General features: G+C 70.5%; 19 protein-coding genes and 1 pseudogene. 10 read left to right on the top strand and 10 right to left on the bottom strand.

Annotated features, from left to right (window positions below; genetic code table 11):
* Positions 1-244: 244 nt before the first annotated feature.
* Both ACIA8X_RS43945 and ACIA8X_RS43940 read left to right on the top strand, forming a co-directional pair.
* Positions 245-637, top strand: a complete 393-nt coding sequence (locus ACIA8X_RS43945) for a hypothetical protein (protein WP_393461822.1) — start codon at positions 245-247, stop codon at positions 635-637.
* A gap of 5 nt (positions 638-642) precedes the next feature.
* Positions 643-1,311 (top strand): nucleotidyl transferase AbiEii/AbiGii toxin family protein, encoded by a 669-nt coding sequence (locus tag ACIA8X_RS43940; RefSeq protein WP_393461820.1) that lies wholly within the window; start codon positions 643-645, stop codon positions 1,309-1,311.
* Positions 1,312-1,670: 359 nt separating this feature from the next.
* On the opposite strand, the gene ACIA8X_RS43935 is transcribed toward ACIA8X_RS43940, so the two are convergent.
* Together ACIA8X_RS43935 and ACIA8X_RS43930 are read right to left on the bottom strand one after the other, a co-directional pair.
* Positions 1,671-1,883 (bottom strand): hypothetical protein, encoded by a 213-nt coding sequence (locus ACIA8X_RS43935; RefSeq protein WP_393461818.1) that lies wholly within the window; start codon positions 1,881-1,883, stop codon positions 1,671-1,673.
* Between the two features lie 195 nt (positions 1,884-2,078).
* Complete coding sequence (locus ACIA8X_RS43930) at positions 2,079-3,170, bottom strand: hypothetical protein (RefSeq protein ID WP_393461816.1); 1,092 nt, start codon at positions 3,168-3,170, stop codon at positions 2,079-2,081.
* 273 nt (positions 3,171-3,443) lie between these two features.
* Between ACIA8X_RS43930 and ACIA8X_RS43925 the strand changes: the two are divergent.
* Positions 3,444-3,575, top strand: a pseudogene (locus tag ACIA8X_RS43925) (undecaprenyl-diphosphatase); the annotation flags it as partial.
* Between the two features lie 274 nt (positions 3,576-3,849).
* Complete coding sequence (locus ACIA8X_RS43920; RefSeq protein WP_393461814.1) at positions 3,850-4,029, top strand: hypothetical protein; 180 nt, start codon at positions 3,850-3,852, stop codon at positions 4,027-4,029.
* 42 nt (positions 4,030-4,071) lie between these two features.
* Here the strand turns inward: ACIA8X_RS43920 and ACIA8X_RS43915 are convergent, their stop codons facing one another.
* Positions 4,072-4,455 (bottom strand): winged helix-turn-helix transcriptional regulator, encoded by a 384-nt coding sequence (locus ACIA8X_RS43915; RefSeq protein ID WP_393461812.1) that lies wholly within the window; start codon positions 4,453-4,455, stop codon positions 4,072-4,074.
* Positions 4,456-4,556: 101 nt separating this feature from the next.
* Between ACIA8X_RS43915 and ACIA8X_RS43910 the strand changes: the two genes are divergently transcribed.
* Positions 4,557-4,958, top strand: coding sequence for a RidA family protein (locus ACIA8X_RS43910; protein WP_393461810.1), 402 nt, complete (start codon positions 4,557-4,559; stop codon positions 4,956-4,958).
* A 12-nt stretch (positions 4,959-4,970) separates the two neighbouring features.
* Here the strand turns inward: ACIA8X_RS43910 and ACIA8X_RS43905 are convergent, their stop codons facing one another.
* From ACIA8X_RS43905 to ACIA8X_RS43895, 3 genes are all read right to left on the bottom strand, one after another.
* Entirely contained in the window at positions 4,971-5,831 is an 861-nt protein-coding gene (locus ACIA8X_RS43905) for an alpha/beta fold hydrolase (protein WP_393461808.1), read from the bottom strand.
* 83 nt (positions 5,832-5,914) lie between these two features.
* The gene (locus ACIA8X_RS43900; RefSeq protein WP_393461806.1) at positions 5,915-7,105 is read right to left on the bottom strand and encodes a cytochrome P450; all 1,191 of its coding nucleotides are present in this window, start codon (positions 7,103-7,105) and stop codon (positions 5,915-5,917) included.
* 195 nt (positions 7,106-7,300) lie between these two features.
* A complete protein-coding gene (locus tag ACIA8X_RS43895; RefSeq protein ID WP_393461804.1) occupies positions 7,301-7,957 on the bottom strand; it encodes a DUF4291 domain-containing protein in 657 nt (218 codons plus the stop codon).
* Positions 7,958-8,048: 91 nt separating this feature from the next.
* Between ACIA8X_RS43895 and ACIA8X_RS43890 the strand changes: the two genes are divergently transcribed.
* Both ACIA8X_RS43890 and lnt read left to right on the top strand, forming a co-directional pair.
* On the top strand, positions 8,049-8,534 hold the full coding sequence (locus ACIA8X_RS43890; RefSeq protein ID WP_393461802.1) for a nuclear transport factor 2 family protein: 486 nt from the start codon (positions 8,049-8,051) through the stop codon (positions 8,532-8,534).
* A 71-nt stretch (positions 8,535-8,605) separates the two neighbouring features.
* Positions 8,606-10,204 carry an apolipoprotein N-acyltransferase gene (gene lnt / locus ACIA8X_RS43885; RefSeq protein ID WP_399460621.1) on the top strand — a complete coding sequence of 533 codons (1,599 nt, stop codon included), beginning with the start codon at positions 8,606-8,608 and terminating at the stop codon, positions 10,202-10,204.
* Here lnt and ACIA8X_RS43880 read toward each other — a convergent pair.
* The gene (locus ACIA8X_RS43880; RefSeq protein WP_393461798.1) at positions 10,122-11,033 is read right to left on the bottom strand and encodes a Gfo/Idh/MocA family protein; all 912 of its coding nucleotides are present in this window, start codon (positions 11,031-11,033) and stop codon (positions 10,122-10,124) included. The two genes, lnt and ACIA8X_RS43880, sit on opposite strands and share 83 nt — an antisense overlap.
* A 13-nt stretch (positions 11,034-11,046) precedes the next feature.
* Positions 11,047-12,231 carry an FAD-dependent monooxygenase gene (locus tag ACIA8X_RS43875; RefSeq protein ID WP_393461796.1) on the bottom strand — a complete coding sequence of 395 codons (1,185 nt, stop codon included), beginning with the start codon at positions 12,229-12,231 and terminating at the stop codon, positions 11,047-11,049.
* A gap of 110 nt (positions 12,232-12,341) precedes the next feature.
* On the opposite strand from ACIA8X_RS43875, the gene ACIA8X_RS43870 reads away from it, so the two are divergent.
* The 3 genes from ACIA8X_RS43870 (at position 12,342) to ACIA8X_RS43860 (ending at position 14,120) form a co-directional block, all read left to right on the top strand.
* On the top strand, positions 12,342-12,959 hold the full coding sequence (locus tag ACIA8X_RS43870; RefSeq protein WP_399460620.1) for a TetR/AcrR family transcriptional regulator: 618 nt from the start codon (positions 12,342-12,344) through the stop codon (positions 12,957-12,959).
* Positions 12,960-12,988: 29 nt separating this feature from the next.
* Positions 12,989-13,501, top strand: coding sequence for a DinB family protein (locus tag ACIA8X_RS43865; protein WP_399460619.1), 513 nt, complete (start codon positions 12,989-12,991; stop codon positions 13,499-13,501).
* A gap of 112 nt (positions 13,502-13,613) precedes the next feature.
* Entirely contained in the window at positions 13,614-14,120 is a 507-nt protein-coding gene (locus ACIA8X_RS43860) for a hypothetical protein (protein ID WP_399460618.1), read from the top strand.
* A 98-nt stretch (positions 14,121-14,218) separates the two neighbouring features.
* Here ACIA8X_RS43860 and ACIA8X_RS43855 read toward each other — a convergent pair whose 3' ends face one another.
* Both ACIA8X_RS43855 and ung read right to left on the bottom strand, forming a co-directional pair.
* On the bottom strand, positions 14,219-14,671 hold the full coding sequence (locus ACIA8X_RS43855) for a hypothetical protein (protein WP_393461788.1): 453 nt from the start codon (positions 14,669-14,671) through the stop codon (positions 14,219-14,221).
* Between the two features lie 120 nt (positions 14,672-14,791).
* Positions 14,792-15,475 carry a uracil-DNA glycosylase gene (gene ung, locus ACIA8X_RS43850; protein WP_393461786.1) on the bottom strand — a complete coding sequence of 228 codons (684 nt, stop codon included), beginning with the start codon at positions 15,473-15,475 and terminating at the stop codon, positions 14,792-14,794.
* Between the last annotated feature and the right edge of the window lie 25 nt (positions 15,476-15,500).

Raw genomic sequence — 15,500 nt, 5'->3', positions numbered from 1 at the left:
AGCCGGTGGCCGTTCATCTATGCGGGCATCATCCCGACGCCGGAGCAAACCCCCGGATCAGGTCGAACCCGTACACCATCTCCATGGACGCAACCCAGACACCCAGAGCGTCAAGGCCGACGTCCTGCTCAGGGCTGAGCATAACTGCGGCAACCAGCTCGCCCGGGGATCCACCCTCGCTCGCTCCGGACTCCAGCTCACGCATCATGACCCTCGCACTGTCTCCGGCCGCCATAATGGAGTCATGCCCTCCAGCTCACAGCACCCCGCACCCGCGCCGAGGAACCTCTCGGGCGCGGAAGCCGAGGATCTCGCGCTGTACCGGGAGAAATTCCGGCGGCGTCTGCCGGAGTCCCTCGACGAGTTGCACGGCCCGACACACGGGGTCGTGGAGCTGCCACTGCACGTGGCCTGGTCCGGGATGACCTCGTACGACATGGGCAATCCTCGCCAGCGCATGGGCCTGTACCGAACCGTCCTGCACGAGGGCCTGCGCGACGACCTGCCCCGCTTCCTCGACCAGGACCTGCTCCTCCAGATGTGGCCGGTACTGCGGACCCTTGTCGGTCGCACCGTGCGCACCGTATGGGAAGACGCCTTCCCCCGGCTCGCCTCCCGCACCCGGGCAGCTGCGTGACGGACATGCCGGAGCTGCATGCACGGCTCCTGACGGATGTGATCGCCCTCGGCGCCCCGTATCCACTGGTCCTCACCGGCGGATACGCCGTGCGGGCGCACCGCCTCGTGAACCGTCCCAGCCAGGACCTCGATGTCGCCACCGAGAACCCGGCACCGATGGCCGACATCGCGGCGACGCTCCGTACCGGCCTGGAAGCACGGGGCTGGCAGGTAGAGGCACTGGAGACGGCCCCGCTGTCCGCCCGTTTCACCGTGTCCGACCCGGCCACTGGGCAGGACTGCGAAGTCGACATCCTGAAGGAAATCTTCTGGCGGCCGGTCACCCAGAGTCCGTACGGGCCCGTGCTCGCGGAGGAGGACGTGATCGGGACCAAGGTTCGCGCCTTGGCCGACCGTGGAGCGCCCCGCGACCTGATCGACGTGTTCGCAGCCTCCCGCCGCTGGACCAATGCCGAGCTCGAGGAGTTCGGCCGCCGCCACGCCCGTGGCCGCTTCGAGCGCGAGGATCTGCAGTCGAACCTCACGGGCGCCGAGTGGACCGATGACGAAGCCTTCGCCGCCTACGGCCTCGACAATGGCGTCATTGCCGCTCTCCGCACCTGGGCCGTGGAGTGGGCCGACGACCTTGCCGCCCGCCTCCTCGAAGAGTCCGATGATCCCGACATCGACTGAACGCGGTCAGGCGGGACCGGTTCTCCAAGCTGCCCACGATGCCGACCAGGATAGGAGCCAAGAAATCAGTAGGTAAGAAGGAGGTCAGCAACGGGGTGTAGGGCGGACTCCAGCACTGTCGGAATGCGGCGCCGGCCACCCCGACGGCCAGGACCGTCGCGGCCTGCCGATGCCGGGTTCGTTCTCCCCACCAACGGTGCCCGAAGGGGCCGGGTGCTCGGCGCCAGCTGGCCACATCCTCACACCGCACGCCCCCTCAGCCACGCTGACGCCCCGGGATCCCCGTCAGCCCTTCGTCGCGGGCTCCACCACGAACTGTCCGTTCACCGTAGGCCGCACCGCAAAGCCGAGTCGTTTTACTAGGTGTCACTGAGCGATGCGCCGCCGCGCAGTTGCCGATAGCTCTCCTTCCCGAGGATGTCCGTGAGGGCCTTGCCCACCTGGAAGGAGGTGACATCCAGTCCGCCGGTCTCGGCAGGCAACAGGTGGCCGATGACGAACCGGCTTGCCTCCTCCGGGCCGTCGGCATTCGCCAGCCGACGGGCCTCCTGGCGAATCTCCAGCGTCTCCACCGCGGGCCTAGGACGTGGCGCCTGTGAGGGTGAGAGCACTCGCACCGCGGAACCCTGCCCTTGCCGGAAACCTCATCCGGCCTGGTCACGCAGCATGCTGATACTCGTGAAGGAGGCCGCCGAGTCGGTCGGTTCGATGTATGTCGAGGCGGGCGATTTCGTCCGGATCGGTGATCGGTTCAAGGGCGGCCGTTCTCAGGGCGCGGGCGGCGAGCCGCCGTGCTCCGGGTCGCGGGGCGGTGCGGCGTGCTCCAGGCCGTGCAGCCGGGCCGCCGCGCGCCGGAAGCGTTCGGCCAGGTCGGGGTCGGTGCCGCGTAGCCGTCGCAGATCGGTGTCGGCAGTGCGCAGCGCGGCGGTCAGGAGGCGGGCCCTGCCGCGTTCGAGGCGCAGGACCGCCCGCGCGGGGGCGCCTGCCGCCGCGTGGGCGTGCGCGGCCTCCGCGGCCACCTCGGTCGCCCGCGCCAGCCAGATCTCCGCGGCGGGGCGGGTCAGTTGTGTCCGGACGAGCAGGTCGACGGCGTCCACCGCGTGGTCGAACGCCTCCGCGGCCTCCTCGTGGGCCTCCCGGCGCGTCGCCCAGGCGCCCCAGGCGCGGCCCGCCACCAGCCGCACCGGTACGTTGTCCGGGTCGGCGAGTCGGCAGCCCTCCCGGTAGGCGCGCACGGCCTCCGCGGCGTCCCCCGACTGTTCGCGGTCGGCGAGGGCGTGACCCAAATCGCTGAGCCTGCCAGCCCGTTCGGGAGCGTCGGGTGCAGTGGCGCGGACGGCACGGCGCAGTGTCCCGATCGCCTCGTCGAGCGGCGCGCGCTGCCCGGTCCGCCGCGCCGAGGCACGCAGTGCCGCGGCGCGGTTGGTCAACATCGCGGCCGTGTACGGCGACTCCTCTCCGACCGTCCGCCGGACCTGTTCGTGGACCTCCACCGACCGCTCCAAGGAGGCGCGGTCCCCGGCCAGTTCGGCGTGCAGCCGCAGCGCCGCGGCGAGGTTGCCCCGGCGCAGGGGCAGATCGGGCGAGCCGTCGCCGGTCAGGGCGACGGCCCGCTCGTGCAGCCCGACCGCCCGGTGCGCCTCGGCCGCGTCGTCGAGACGGCGGGCGCTCAGCCGCAGACTCGTCCCCCACTGATCCAGGTACAGCGCCTCGTCGTCCCGTTCGGGGCCCGGCGCGGTCGCCGCCCGCTCGTGGGCGCGCATCGCCTCCCGCAGCCCCAGCTGGTCACCTCCCGCCGTCCCCTTCCTGAGATCCCTGCGACCACGTACGCCGGGAAGCGGCTGTACCTGCTTCGTCACGGCGGCAAGGAGTGGCTGGACGAAGATCGTCACAGTCGCATCGCCGTGGAGACCCGCATGGGCCACGAGGTCGCCGGCGTGGAAGGCCTCTACTCGCACGTCACCCTGACCACGGAGCAGGAGATTGCCGATTCGCTGCAAACCAGGTGGCTGCGCTTCGTGGCCGGCGAGGGAGAGCACTGGAAAGTGCCATCTCCCACTGCTCTCGCATTCGATCTTGAAGAGTGGTGGAAAACAGCAGGTCAAAGCCGCTCAGGTCATCTCCGCTTGAACTCGTTCATGAAGTACATCTCGACCAAGAGCTTCATGCCGTTCGTCTGGTACCGCATCGCGCTCGGCATCGTCATCATCGTGCTGGTCAGCGTGGGTGTGCTCTCTCCTCACGCGGCCGAGTCCGGGGGCTGAGAGGCTGTCGCCCACTCTCCCGGTCGGGAGACCGCGAAAGGCCCCCGCGTTCAAGACGCGGGGGCCTTTCGCGTGGCGGCGTTGCCTTGGGACCAGGGCAAGGGGGCGCCGCCTGAGGGGAGTTCCCTGCCGCATGCGATTGCGCGAACCTCGCTGACCCACCGGTCAGTAACAGCACCCCTCCGCCCCACCCCCGAAATCCGTGACCAATCACATACGTTGTGCGTAGCCGTTCGGTAGCGCACTGTCAGTTCTTACCCCTAGGCTTGTCCGCATGTCCCCGTATTCCTTAGGCCCTGGTTCCGTGCGGTCTGCTGCCGCTGTGAACGAGGAGATACGTGCCCTGTGGCTCCGCGCGGGCGGTTCGCTGTCGCCTCAGGAGCGCGCGGAGTACGAGCTGTTGGTGGTCGAGTGGGCGGCCGCCATCCGCGGCGAGGTCATCGAGGCTGCCTGAGGTTCGGGTGCCGCCATAGGGACGACAGACGCACCGTGCCCGTCAGGCGTCGAAGCGGCTGCGCGCGTCCTCGATGTGACCGAGGTACTGGTGGGTCCAGCCGCACATCGCGTCGACCGTAGCGCGCAGGCCCTGGCCCGGCTCGGTGAGGGTGTACTCGACCCTCGGCGGCACCGTGGGGTGCACCTTCCGGCCGACCAAACCGTTGCGCTCCAGCATGCGCAGGTTCTGGGTGAGCATCTTGTGGCTGACGCCCTCGACCTCGTTCCGCAACTCACTGAAGCGCAGGGTGCGCTCGCCGAGCGCCTCGATGATCAGGAGCGCCCACTTGTTGGCGACGTCCGAGAAGATCTCCCGCGCCAGCGAGTCCGCGCGCCTCAGGTCGGCGTCCTCGGGCAGGCCCTTGAGTAGTTGCTTGGTCACCATCTGGTTCCCCAGTCACCGAAAAGTGCGTTCTTCCAGGTCAGCCATCACTCTCCTACAGTTTCCGAGTAACCACAAGAGAGCACTTCAGGAGGGCGAACACCATGGTCACCATCGATGCCTTCAACCACGACGTGCCGGCCGAGAGCGACTTCGGCTACTCGCAGGCGATCAAATCCGGCGAGCTGATCCACGTCTCCGGACAGCTCGCGCTCGACGAGGCGGGCGAGTTCCTCCACCCGGAGGACTTCACGGCCCAGCTCAAGCAGACCCACGCCAACCTGGACAAGGTCCTGGACCACTACGGAGTCACCCGCAACCAAGTCGTCTCGCAGACCCTGTACGTGGTGGACCTACGGCACAACGCCACGGCGACGGCCGAGGGCAACCTGGCGTACTTCGGCGACCACCGCCCGGCCGCCACGGTCCTGGGCGTCACCGAACTCACCTTCCCCGGCCAGGTCGTCGAGATCAGTTTCGTCGTCGACACAAGGCTGCCCGCCTGAACTCACTCCCGGCTATGGGCCCACGGCGCCTTGCACGAATCGCCGAAGGTGCATGCGGACAGCGTCGGGCTGCTCCAACCAGGGCTCGTGCCCTGCGTCCTCGATCCGGGTCAGCGGGATAGCGAGCCGGAGCGCGAGTGATTCAAGCGCCGACGCCGGACGGGGATCGTCGGCCCCACACAGGAGTTCCGCCCGTGCGGGCAGGCGTGCACGCAGATCGGCAAGGTGGTCGTCGAGCGGATCCGCGCGTCCCTCCTTGCCGAGTTCGCCGTTCATGGACCAGTTGACCGGGCGACGCCGCCGGGCATCCTGGGCCGCCCAGTGCCACCCGCGTTCGGGATCGGCGTGGTCGGTGAACCAGGCCAGCGTGAGCAGCTCGACTTCCTGCTCCTCCGTGCGGTGCGGCAGCTCCCCCAACGCGCGGAGCCGCTCCTGCTGAACTGCGGACATGCGGCGGCCTCGCTCCGCTCGATACCCGGTCCGCCAATCACCGGTGAACGGCCCGCACATCAGCAGCATGGCGGCAACCCGGTCGGCGTGCCTCAGGCAGAACCGGCTCGCCAGGTCGGTGCCGTAGGAGTGCCCGATCAGCACGGCCTCGGGCACCTCCCATGCGTCGAGCAACTCGGCGAGATCGTCGACATGCCGGGCGAAGGAATGGGGTCCCCGCCACGGGGATCGGCCCGTGCCGCGCTGGTCGTACCGGTACACAGGCGCGAGGTCCGCGATCATGGGGGCCACCGCGCCCAGGTAGTCCGGCAGGCCCGGACCGCCATGGAGCAGGACCACGGCCGGCCGCCGGGTCGTGTCCCCCAGCGCCGTCCAGCGCAACTGCGCCTCGTCGGTCATCGACGCGAGACCCCGCGTCTCCATCAAAGTCACCGCGAAGAACCTACCGGTGGCACTGAGGCTCCGCCACAGGTCGACGAACAGGCCCATCCGTCACCGGTTCGCGGTCACGCGTCCCAGGTGACCGGGAGGCTCTTCACCCCGTAGATGTCCGCTGTCTCCGGGCGCAGGCCGACTTCTTCGGCCGGTACGGCCAGGCGCAGCGTGGGGAAGCGGTCGAGCAGCGCGGAGAACGCGACCCGCATCTCGATGCGGGCCAGTTGCTGGCCCAGGCACAGGTGTACGCCGTGACCGAAGGCCAGGTGACCGCCGTCCTGCCGGTGGAGGTCGAGCACATGGGGATCGGTGAAGCGCTCGGGGTCGCGGTTGGCGGTGTTGTACGACAGGACGACCGTCGTGCCGGCCTCGATGGTCTGACCGCCCACCTCGACGTCCACCAGCGCCGTCCTCATGAACGACTTGGCGACGCTCAGATACCGCAGCAGTTCCTCGACGGCACGGTCGGCGAGCGCCGGATCAGCGCGCAGTGCGGCCAGCTGCTCGGGGTTCTGCAAGAGCGCGAAGGTGCCGAGGGACAGCATGTTCGCGGTGGTGTCGAACCCCGCCGCCAGCAGGATCAGGCTGATCCCCTTCAGTTCCTCATCGGTCAGATCGCTGTCGGTGAGCTCGCTGAGTACGTCGTCGGTAGGGTTCGCGCGCTTGGCGGCCACCAGCTCCGCGAGGTACTCCTGGGTCGCGGTGTAGGCGGCTATCAGCTCCTCATCGCTCGGCTCGCCGTTCATGAACGAGTCGACCTGCTCCTGGAAGGAGGCCCGCTCCTCGTACGGCACTCCCAGCAGCTCACAGATGATGATGGTGGGGATGGGCTTGGCGAACGCGGTCACCAGGTCCGTCGGCGGGCCGGCCTTCTCCATGGCGTCAAGGCAGTTGGTGGTGATCTGCTCGATGCGCTCGGTGAGCAGTCGCATCCGCCGTGCGGTGAACTTGCCGACCAGGGGTTTGCGGTAGCGCCCGTGCTGGGGGTCGTCCATGAGGAGGAACTCGCCGGGCGGCGCCGGAGGGAGCTCGAAGTCGACCACGTTCAGGAGGTCCTTGCGCGAGCTGAACCGTGGGTCGGCCAGGACGGACCTGACCAGGTCGTACCCGGTGATCAGCCAGCCGGGTTTTCCGCCGGGGTGAGTGTAGCGGCTGATGGGGCCGTGCCGACGGGCGTCGATCAGCTCTGTCGGCGGGTCGAAGGGGCAGCCGGTTCGGCGAGCCGTCGGCAGCGTCGTGACGGTGTGGAGCGATTCACCCATGGCCATTCCTCATCTCGCGACAGTACGTGTTTGACACATGCCGAAAGCTACGTTGCGTTCACAGATTTGGCAATCTATTGAGGGCCATAACACCAGCTGAATAGCGGTAAATTGATGCAATGACGCTGCGAGCGAATGCAACGGTCCGTTGCATTGAATGAGGGCGAAGGCAATGCCGGCGGGGACGCTCGTCGGTCATCGGTCGCTATGGAGCCGGTCGCTATGGGCTCGCAGATGCGCGAGGACGTCATCGTCCAGCGGATAGGGCCTCTCCTGCGGCAACAGCCGCGCCGCACGCTCCAGTTCACCCGCCCGCACGCGCGCGTGGATCTCCTTGGCAAGCGGAGTCACGTCTTCGATGCCGACGGTCCACTCGTCCGCGTACCGGGCGGTCGCCTCGCCGGAGAGCCCCAGCTGCAGGGACCGGTACGGCAAGGGGTTGAGGTGCAGATCGCGCTCCGGATCCCACTGCACGCGCGCGGGCGCCGCCTTCAACTGCCGCTTCCAGGTGGCCTGGTCACCGTGCAGGACGGGGACGTAGTGCGAGAGACACGCATGGCGCAGCGCCCAGACGAAGCCCTCCCGGCTGATCTCGACGGCGAGGACGGTCTCCTGGTTCTCCTTGGCGGCCCAGCCGCAGCGGTACATCATCCAGAGGAACGACGGCTTGATCCACGTCATCCGTTCCCGGCTCCAGGAAGCCGGAAAGCGGCCGTCGCGGGCCGCGGCGCGGCCGATCCCGGGGCTGTAGGCCTGGTAGACGGTGACCGTGGACTCGGTGTGGTGGGCGCGTATGCGGAATCCGGGTTCCTGCCGGAGCAGTGGGACGGGACGGTCTTTCTGATCATTCACGGAGACAGCCTCGCCGCCACCCCCGCCGACATCCACCGAATATCCTGCACGCCCTCTTGGCTCAACCCACCTCATGCCCAACACTGAGCCGATGACGCAGCGTGTGGAACTCGCCACCCTGAGGGACCGGCTCGCGGTCGACGAGCTGATCACCGACTATGCCGTGGCCGTGGACGACGGCGACTGGGCGGCGTACCGGAGCCTGTTCGCCGCCGACGGGCGCGCGGACTACCGCTCGGCCGGTGGCATCGAGGGGGATGCCGGGCAGGTCGCCGTGTGGCTGGCGGAGAGCATGCGGCTGTTCTCGATGCGGCAGCACCTCATCGTCAACCGCCGGGTGCGGTTCGGAGTTCTGGATCAGGACACCGGCGACACGGCCCGGGTCCAGGCCGACTACGTCAACCCGATGCGGTTCGCCGAGAACGGCGAGGGCTCCGCCGCCCCCGACTTCGTGTGCGGCGGACGGTACTCGTTCGGGCTGCTGCGGACGTACGACGGCTGGCGGCTGCGCGAGGTGGTCGTACAGGAGAAGTGGCGTCGGCTGCCCGAGCGGACCGCGCCGGCGGTGATCGACTGAGCGGACGCCCACTGTCCCACTGTCAGTGCCTGCGAGCACACTGGAAGGACCACGGGGTAGGGAGACGCCGCATGAAGACGATCGGCCACTGGCTGGACTCGCCGTGGCGGCGCTCGACCGCCGCCGCGCTGGCCGGTGCGCTGCCCGTGCTCGCCTTCCCGGAGCCGTCGCTGTGGTGGTTCGCGTACGTCGCCCTGGTCCCGTGGATCGCGCTGCTCCGGTCCGCGCCAACCGGTAGGCGGGCGTTGCGCGACGGCTGGTGGGGCGGGTTCGGCTTCATGCTGGCGATGCACCACTGGCTGCTGCCGAATCTCCATGTGTTCACGCTCGTCATCGCCGCCCTGCTCGGCGCGCTGTGGGCCCCCTGGGGCTGGCTGGTGCGCCGCTTCCTCGCCGGGAGACCGTCCGCGGGCCGGGTCGCGGCGGCCCTCGCCGTCCTGCCGTCGGGCTGGCTGCTGATCGAGCTGGTCCGCTCCTGGCAGGGGCTCGGCGGGCCGTGGGGCGTGCTGGGCTCCAGTCAGTGGGAGGTGGAGTCGGCGCTGCGGCTCGCCTCGGTGGGCGGGGTGTGGCTGATCAGCTTCCTGGTGGTGGCCGTCAATGTGGCGGTCGCGGTGCTGGTGGCGGTGCGGAGGGCCTGGGTACCCGCGGTGGCGGGGCTTCTCACCGCGGCCGTCGGCACCTCGGCCGTCTGGGTGTGGTCCCCGCGGCCCGACGTCGAGGACCGGGTGCGGATCGCCGTCGTCCAGCCGGGTGTCATCCCGGGCGTCGTCCCGGGCGTCGGCAAGGCCGACCGCCGTTTCGACCGGGAGGAGCAGCTCACCCGCGAGCTGGCCGGCCAGGACGTCGACCTGGTCGTCTGGGGCGAGAGCAGCGTCGGCTACGACCTCGGCGACCGGCCCGACTTCGCGCGGCGGCTCGCCGCACTGTCCCGCGAGACGGGGGCGAACATCCTGGTCAACGTGGACGCACGACGCTCCGACAAGCCCGGCATCTACAAGAGCTCGATCCTGGTCGGCCCGGACGGCCCGACCGGCGCCCGCTACGACAAGATGCGGCTGGTCCCCTTCGGGGAGTACATACCGCTGCGCTCGATGCTGGGCTGGGCGACCTCCGTGGGCAAGGCGGCCGCCGAGGACCGCAGGCGCGGCACGCAGCAGGTCGTGATGGACGCCGGGCACGGGCTGCGCATCGGCCCGATGGTCTGCTTCGAGTCCGCGTTCTCCGACATGAGCCGCAATCTCGCCGACGACGGCGCCCAGGTGCTGATCGCCCAGTCGGCGACCTCGACGTTCCAGCAGAGCTGGGCCCCCGAGCAGCATGCCTCGCTCGCCGCGCTGCGTGCCGCCGAGACCGGCCGCCCGATGGTGCACGCGACGCTGACCGGCGTCTCCGCCGTGTACGCCCCGAGCGGGGAGCGCATCGGTTCCTGGCTGGGCACGAGCGCGAGCGCCGGCGCGGTCTACGAGGTGCCGCTGGCCGACGGTGTCACGCCGTACGTCCGCTTCGGCGAGTGGCCGGTGTATGCGGCGCTGCTGATCATCGCCGCCTGGGGCGCGAGCGAGGCAGCCCGGACCCTGCGGCCTCGGCTCAGGCGGCCGCGGACCGATCCTGAACCGCCCGCACGACCCGCTCGCACAACTCATGGGTCGCCAGCGCGTCCCGGGCGCTGAGCACCTTGCCGGCGCGCACGGCGTCGAGGAAGGTCAGCACCGCCTGCTCGATGCCGCGCTGGCGGGCGACCGGCACCCAGTCCCCGCGCCGCCGCACGGTCGGCTGGCCCTTGTGGTCGACGACCTCGGCGAGGTTGAGGACCTGACGTTTGGTGTCCTGCCCGGACACCTCGAGGATCTCCTCGGCCGAGCCGCTGAGCCGGTTCATCACACCGAGCGCGGTGAAGCCGTCCCCGGCGAGCTGGAGCACGACATGGTGCAGCAGCCCGCCCTCGACGCGGGCACGCACGGTCACGTCGTCGACAGGGCCGGGCGCCAGGAAGCGCAGCGTGTCCACGACATGGATGAAGTCGTCCAGGATCATCGAGCGCGGCTCTTCCGGCAGCCCGATCCGGTTCTTCTGCATCAGGATCAGCTCGCGCGGATGGTCGGCGCACTGCACATAGCCGGGCGCGTAACGCCGGTTGAAGCCGACGGCGAGGCTCACCTCGCGCTGCTCGGCGAGTGCCACCAGCCGCTCTGACTCGTCGAGTCGGTAGGCCAGCGGCTTGTCGACGTACGTCGGCACGCCCGCCTCCAGCAGCCGGGTCACGATCTCCGGATGGGCGACGGTGGGCGCGTGCACGAAAGCTGCGTCGAGGCCCTGGGCGAGCAGCGAGTCGAGGTCCTCGTGCCGCTGCTCCGGCGGAAGGTGGAGACCGTCGGCGACCCGGGCGAGCGTCGCGGGCGTACGGGTCTGCAGATGCAGTTCGACCCCGGGCCGGCCGCCGAGCACCGGCAGGTAGGCCTTCTGCGCGATGTCACCGAGTCCGATGCAGCCGACCTTCACGGGGCGGTCTCCTCTAGCGGTTGCCTGCCGGGGTTTGCCTGGAAGCATACGGCCGCTGCGGTGGCCGCCAGTCGGCGATGCCCTCGAAGCCCCGCAGGAACAGGTGCGGCGCCGCCTTGGACAGCGCGAACAGCAGGGTGTTCCGTACGGCGATCCCCGTACGGGCGGTCATCATGTTGAGGGCTCCGACCCGCACGGCCTGGCGGGCGACGGCGGTCGTGCGCGGGAGGCGTGCCGCCGTGTACGCGGCGAGGTCGTCGGCATGGTGCGCCAGCACCACGGCGTCCTCGACGGCCTGGTTCCCGCCCTGCCCCAACGTCGGCGGCATGGCGTGGGCGGCGTCCCCGACCAGGGCGACCCGGCCGCGATGGTAGGCGGGCAGCGGTTCGGCGATGTGGTGGACGTCGTGCCGCAGGACGTCCTCGGGGCGGGCGGCGGCGAGGATCGCGGGGATCGGGTCATGCCAGTCGCCGTACCGGCGCAGCAGTTCGGCCTTCTCGTCGTCGACCGCGTGCTCTCCGGCGGGCGTGCGGGCCGCGGCGTACGCGTAGATCCGGCCGTCCTTGAGTGGATGCGAGCCCCAGATGCGGCCCCGGCCCCAGGTCTCGTGCGACGCGAACCGCGCTCCCGGCACCGGGATGACGACCCGCCAGGTGGTGAAGCCGGAGTAGACGGTCCCGGGGTGGTCCGGGAACAGCGCCCGGCGTACGACGGACCGGACGCCGTCGGCGGCCACCACCAGGTCGGCCTCCAGATCGCCGTCCGGGGTGCTCACGCGCGCGGGCCGGTCGGTGTCGCCCGGGTCGGAGACGGTCGCGGCGGCTCCGGTACGGACGGCCCCGGCGGGGAGTCGTGCGGCGAGGCTGTTGACGAGGGTGCTCCGGTGCAGCAGGACGAGGGGGCCGCCGAAGCGTTCGGCCACGGCGTCGGCGTCCGTGCGGGAGAGCCAGCGCCCGGACGGGGTGCGCAGTCCCCCGTCGCCCTGCCAGGCCGCGAGGTCACGGATCTCGTCGCCGAGCCCGATGACGTCCAGGGCGCGCAGGGAGTTGGGTGCGAGGGAGATGGCCGCGCCGACCGGCTCCAGGGACGGGGCCCGTTCCAGCACGGTGACGCCCCAGCCGCCTCGGTGCAGTGCGACCGCCGCGGTCAGCCCGCCGATTCCGCCACCGATCACGACAGCCCGCCTCGCCTGTGCCATGGCTCCTCCTCGCATCAGATGCAGCTATGGACCCCAAGGTCAACTACAGATGTAGTGACCCCGCACACCGACTCTACTACAGGCGTAGTGCGAGGGGTAGGTTGATCTCCATGCCCGAACGCACCACCGGCGGCTCCCGCGCCGATCTCGTCGCCGACACCGCCCTCGCACTGCTCGCCGAGCGCGGGATGCGCGGGCTCACGCACCGGGCGGTCGACGAGGCGGCCGGGCTGCCCCAGGGCTCCACGTCGAACCTCGCCCGCACCCGGCAGGCGCTGCTGGAGCTGGCGGTGCGGCGGCTCGCCCACCGCGAGGCGCGCGTCCTGTCGCTGGAGGAGATGCCGGATGCGCGGGGCGGTCTCGACTCGCTCGCGGGCGGACTGGCCCTGGCGACGCACCGCGCCCTGACGCACGGCCGCGAACTGACCCTCGCCCGCTACGAACTGGCCCTGGAGGCCACGCGCCGCCCCGAGCTGCGCGCCTACTTCGACGCCACGGGCGCCCGCTTCCGCGACCAGCTCACCGCCCTGATGACCGCGATGGGGTCGACCGACCCAACCCGGCACGTGCTGTCCCTGGTGGCCTGGGCGGACGGGCTCATGTTCAGCTGCGTGGCGGGCTCCTACAGCACGGAGGTGCCGAGCCTGGTGGAGGTTCGGACGGGGCTGCGGGAGCTGCTCGGCGGGATGTTCGCCGGTGAGCCCGGCGACCGTGAAAACTCCTCGTGATCCGGGCCGAGTTGAGCAAGGATGCGAGCATGACGACCGAACGCCGTGAGCCTGCCACCACCGCCGACGAGCGCACGATGCTGGAGGGCTGGCTGGAGTACCACCGGCAGACCCTCGCCTGGAAGTGCGAGGGCCTGACCGACGCCCAGCTGAGGACCGCCTCGGTGGAGCCGTCCGAGCTGTCCCTGATGGGGTTGGTGCGGCACATGGCGGAGGTGGAGCGGGGCTGGTTCCGCAAGGTGCTCGCGGCCGAGGACGCCGGCCCGATCTACTACACCGAGGAGGACCCGGACGGCGAGTTCCACCTCTCCGAGACGGACACCTGGGAGGAGGCGTACGCCACCTGGCAGGCCGAGATCGAATGCGCCCGGCGCAACGCGGCCCGCTTCGGCCTCGACGACATCTCCGAGGGCAAGCACCGGCGGACCGGCGAGCGGTTCAACCTGCGCTGGATCTACACCCACATGATCGAGGAGTACGCCCGCCACAACGGCCACGCCGACCTGCTCCGCGAGCGCGTCGACGGCGCCACGGGCGACTGACGTCAGCCGGGACGAGAGCGCGCCGCCCGTACGGGGTCAGAGATCACCCGTGTGGATCAACCTCTGCTGGTCCGGTGTCCGGGCGGCCGCCCGACCCACCAGAGTTGCGCGCGTGCATCGAACGACGACCACCGCAACGCTCCTGGTCACCGTGGCCGTCTCGGCCCTCTCCGGCTGTACGACGGTCCAGCGCCCGGCGACGCCCGCCCCGTCGGCGCCGACACCGTCCCAGCCGCCGGCGCCCAGGCCGAACAAGCCGACGGAACGGCCGGTCGTGCAGTCACCGGCACGCGAGGCCCTGACCCTGATCGAACCGTCCCGTCGCCCGGACCCCACGCCGTCGACCGCACACTCCGCGTCCCCCACCACCCCGCCCCCGGCGCACGCCCCCTCAGCCCCTCGCCCGCACCCGCACAACCCCAGTCCCGGGCACCACGAACCCGGTCGCCCCGCCGCCGACGCCCCCAAGCGACCGCCGGTCAAGATCCCCGTCGTGCCGGAGCCGATCCGCCCGGAGGCTCCGAAGAACGGGGACGTCTGCGCGCTGGGCAGGAAGTACGGCGGCTGGCCGGCGGACAGCCCGGAGTCGAGGATCTGCGATCAGACGTACGGCCGCTGAGGGGTTCGGGACGCTCGGCCCACCGGGAGGTTCAACTCCCCCCAATACCCCTGCGGGCCTGCTCCCCCTCCCTTCCCCAACCACCCACTGCGGGCCCGCTACTCCTCCCCCAACCACCCCTCCAACCGCCGAATCTCCGCCCTCACCCCGTCCCCGTACCTGTCGTCTCCCAGCACCACCGCCGCCCCGCGCGCCCGGCGCAGATGCACGAGCGCGGCCTCCGCGCGGCCGAGCTTCACATAGTCGGCGGCCAGATTCAGATGCAGCGACGGATACAGGGCCCGCGCTGCGGGCGCACCGCCGGCCCCCTCCGCCTCGGTCAACGCCCGCAGATCCCACGCCAGCTCGTCCGAAGGGTCGTCCTGCGTGTCCGCCAGGTAGTGCGCCAGGGTGCACCGGTGCAGTGGGTCGCCGTCCTCGCCGAGCTCCGTCCACAGGTCCAGCAACCGGCGCCGGGCCTCCTCCCGGTCCCCCGCGTGATGGAGCATGACGACCTGCCCGATCCGCGTCGGCAACGCGTCCGGCGTCGCCTGCTCCCGTTGCTCCGCCACCGCGTCCTCCGGACCCTCGTCGGATGATCCCTCCGACGCTAACGGCCCCCACCGACGATCCGGGGCAGGCGGCTCCGTAGGGAACGGGCCGGTCCGGCGCGGCACCGGCCCGGCGACGGGTCAGCCCAGGTCCGGGATCCGCCAGTCGATCGGCTCGTGCCCCTGCTGGGCCACCGCCTCGTCGATCTGCGTGAACGGGCGGGAGCCGAAGAACTTCTTCGCCGACAGCGGGGAGGGATGCGCCCCCTTGACCACCACGTGCCGTGTCTCGTCGATGAGCGGGAGCTTCTTCTGGGCGTAGTTGCCCCACAGCACGAACACCGCGGGGTCGGGCCGGTCGGCCACGGCCCGGATCACGGCGTCGGTGAACTTCTCCCAGCCCTTGCCCTTGTGCGAGTTCGCCTCGCCGCTGCGGACCGTCAGAACCGCGTTGAGCAGCAGGACGCCCTGCTCGGCCCACGGCATGAGATAGCCGTTGTCCGGGACGGGGTGGCCGAGCTCCTCCTTCATCTCCTTGTAGATGTTGCGCAGCGAGGGCGGCGTCTTCACTCCGGGACGGACCGAGAAGCACAGGCCGTGGCCCTGGCCCTCGCCGTGATACGGGTCCTGACCAAGGATGAGGACCTTCACCCGGTCGTACGGCGTCGCCTCCAGCGCGGCGAAGACCTCCTCGCGCGGAGGAAAGACGGGACCCTTCGCCCGCTCCTCCTCGACGAACTCCGTCAGCTCCTTGAAGTAGGGCTGCTGCAGTTCGTCGCCCAGAACCCCGCGCCAGGACTCGGGCAGCATGGCGATGTCGGTCACGTCAACTTCCTCCGGTGTGCGCTCA

Origin of the sequence: Streptomyces sp. NPDC051738 (assembly GCF_044453205.1) — a bacterium.
In the GTDB taxonomy this organism is placed as follows: Bacteria; Actinomycetota; Actinomycetes; order Streptomycetales; family Streptomycetaceae; genus Streptomyces.
Note: the sequence above shows the minus strand (reverse complement) of the source record. Positions and strands in the feature narration are given on the sequence as shown.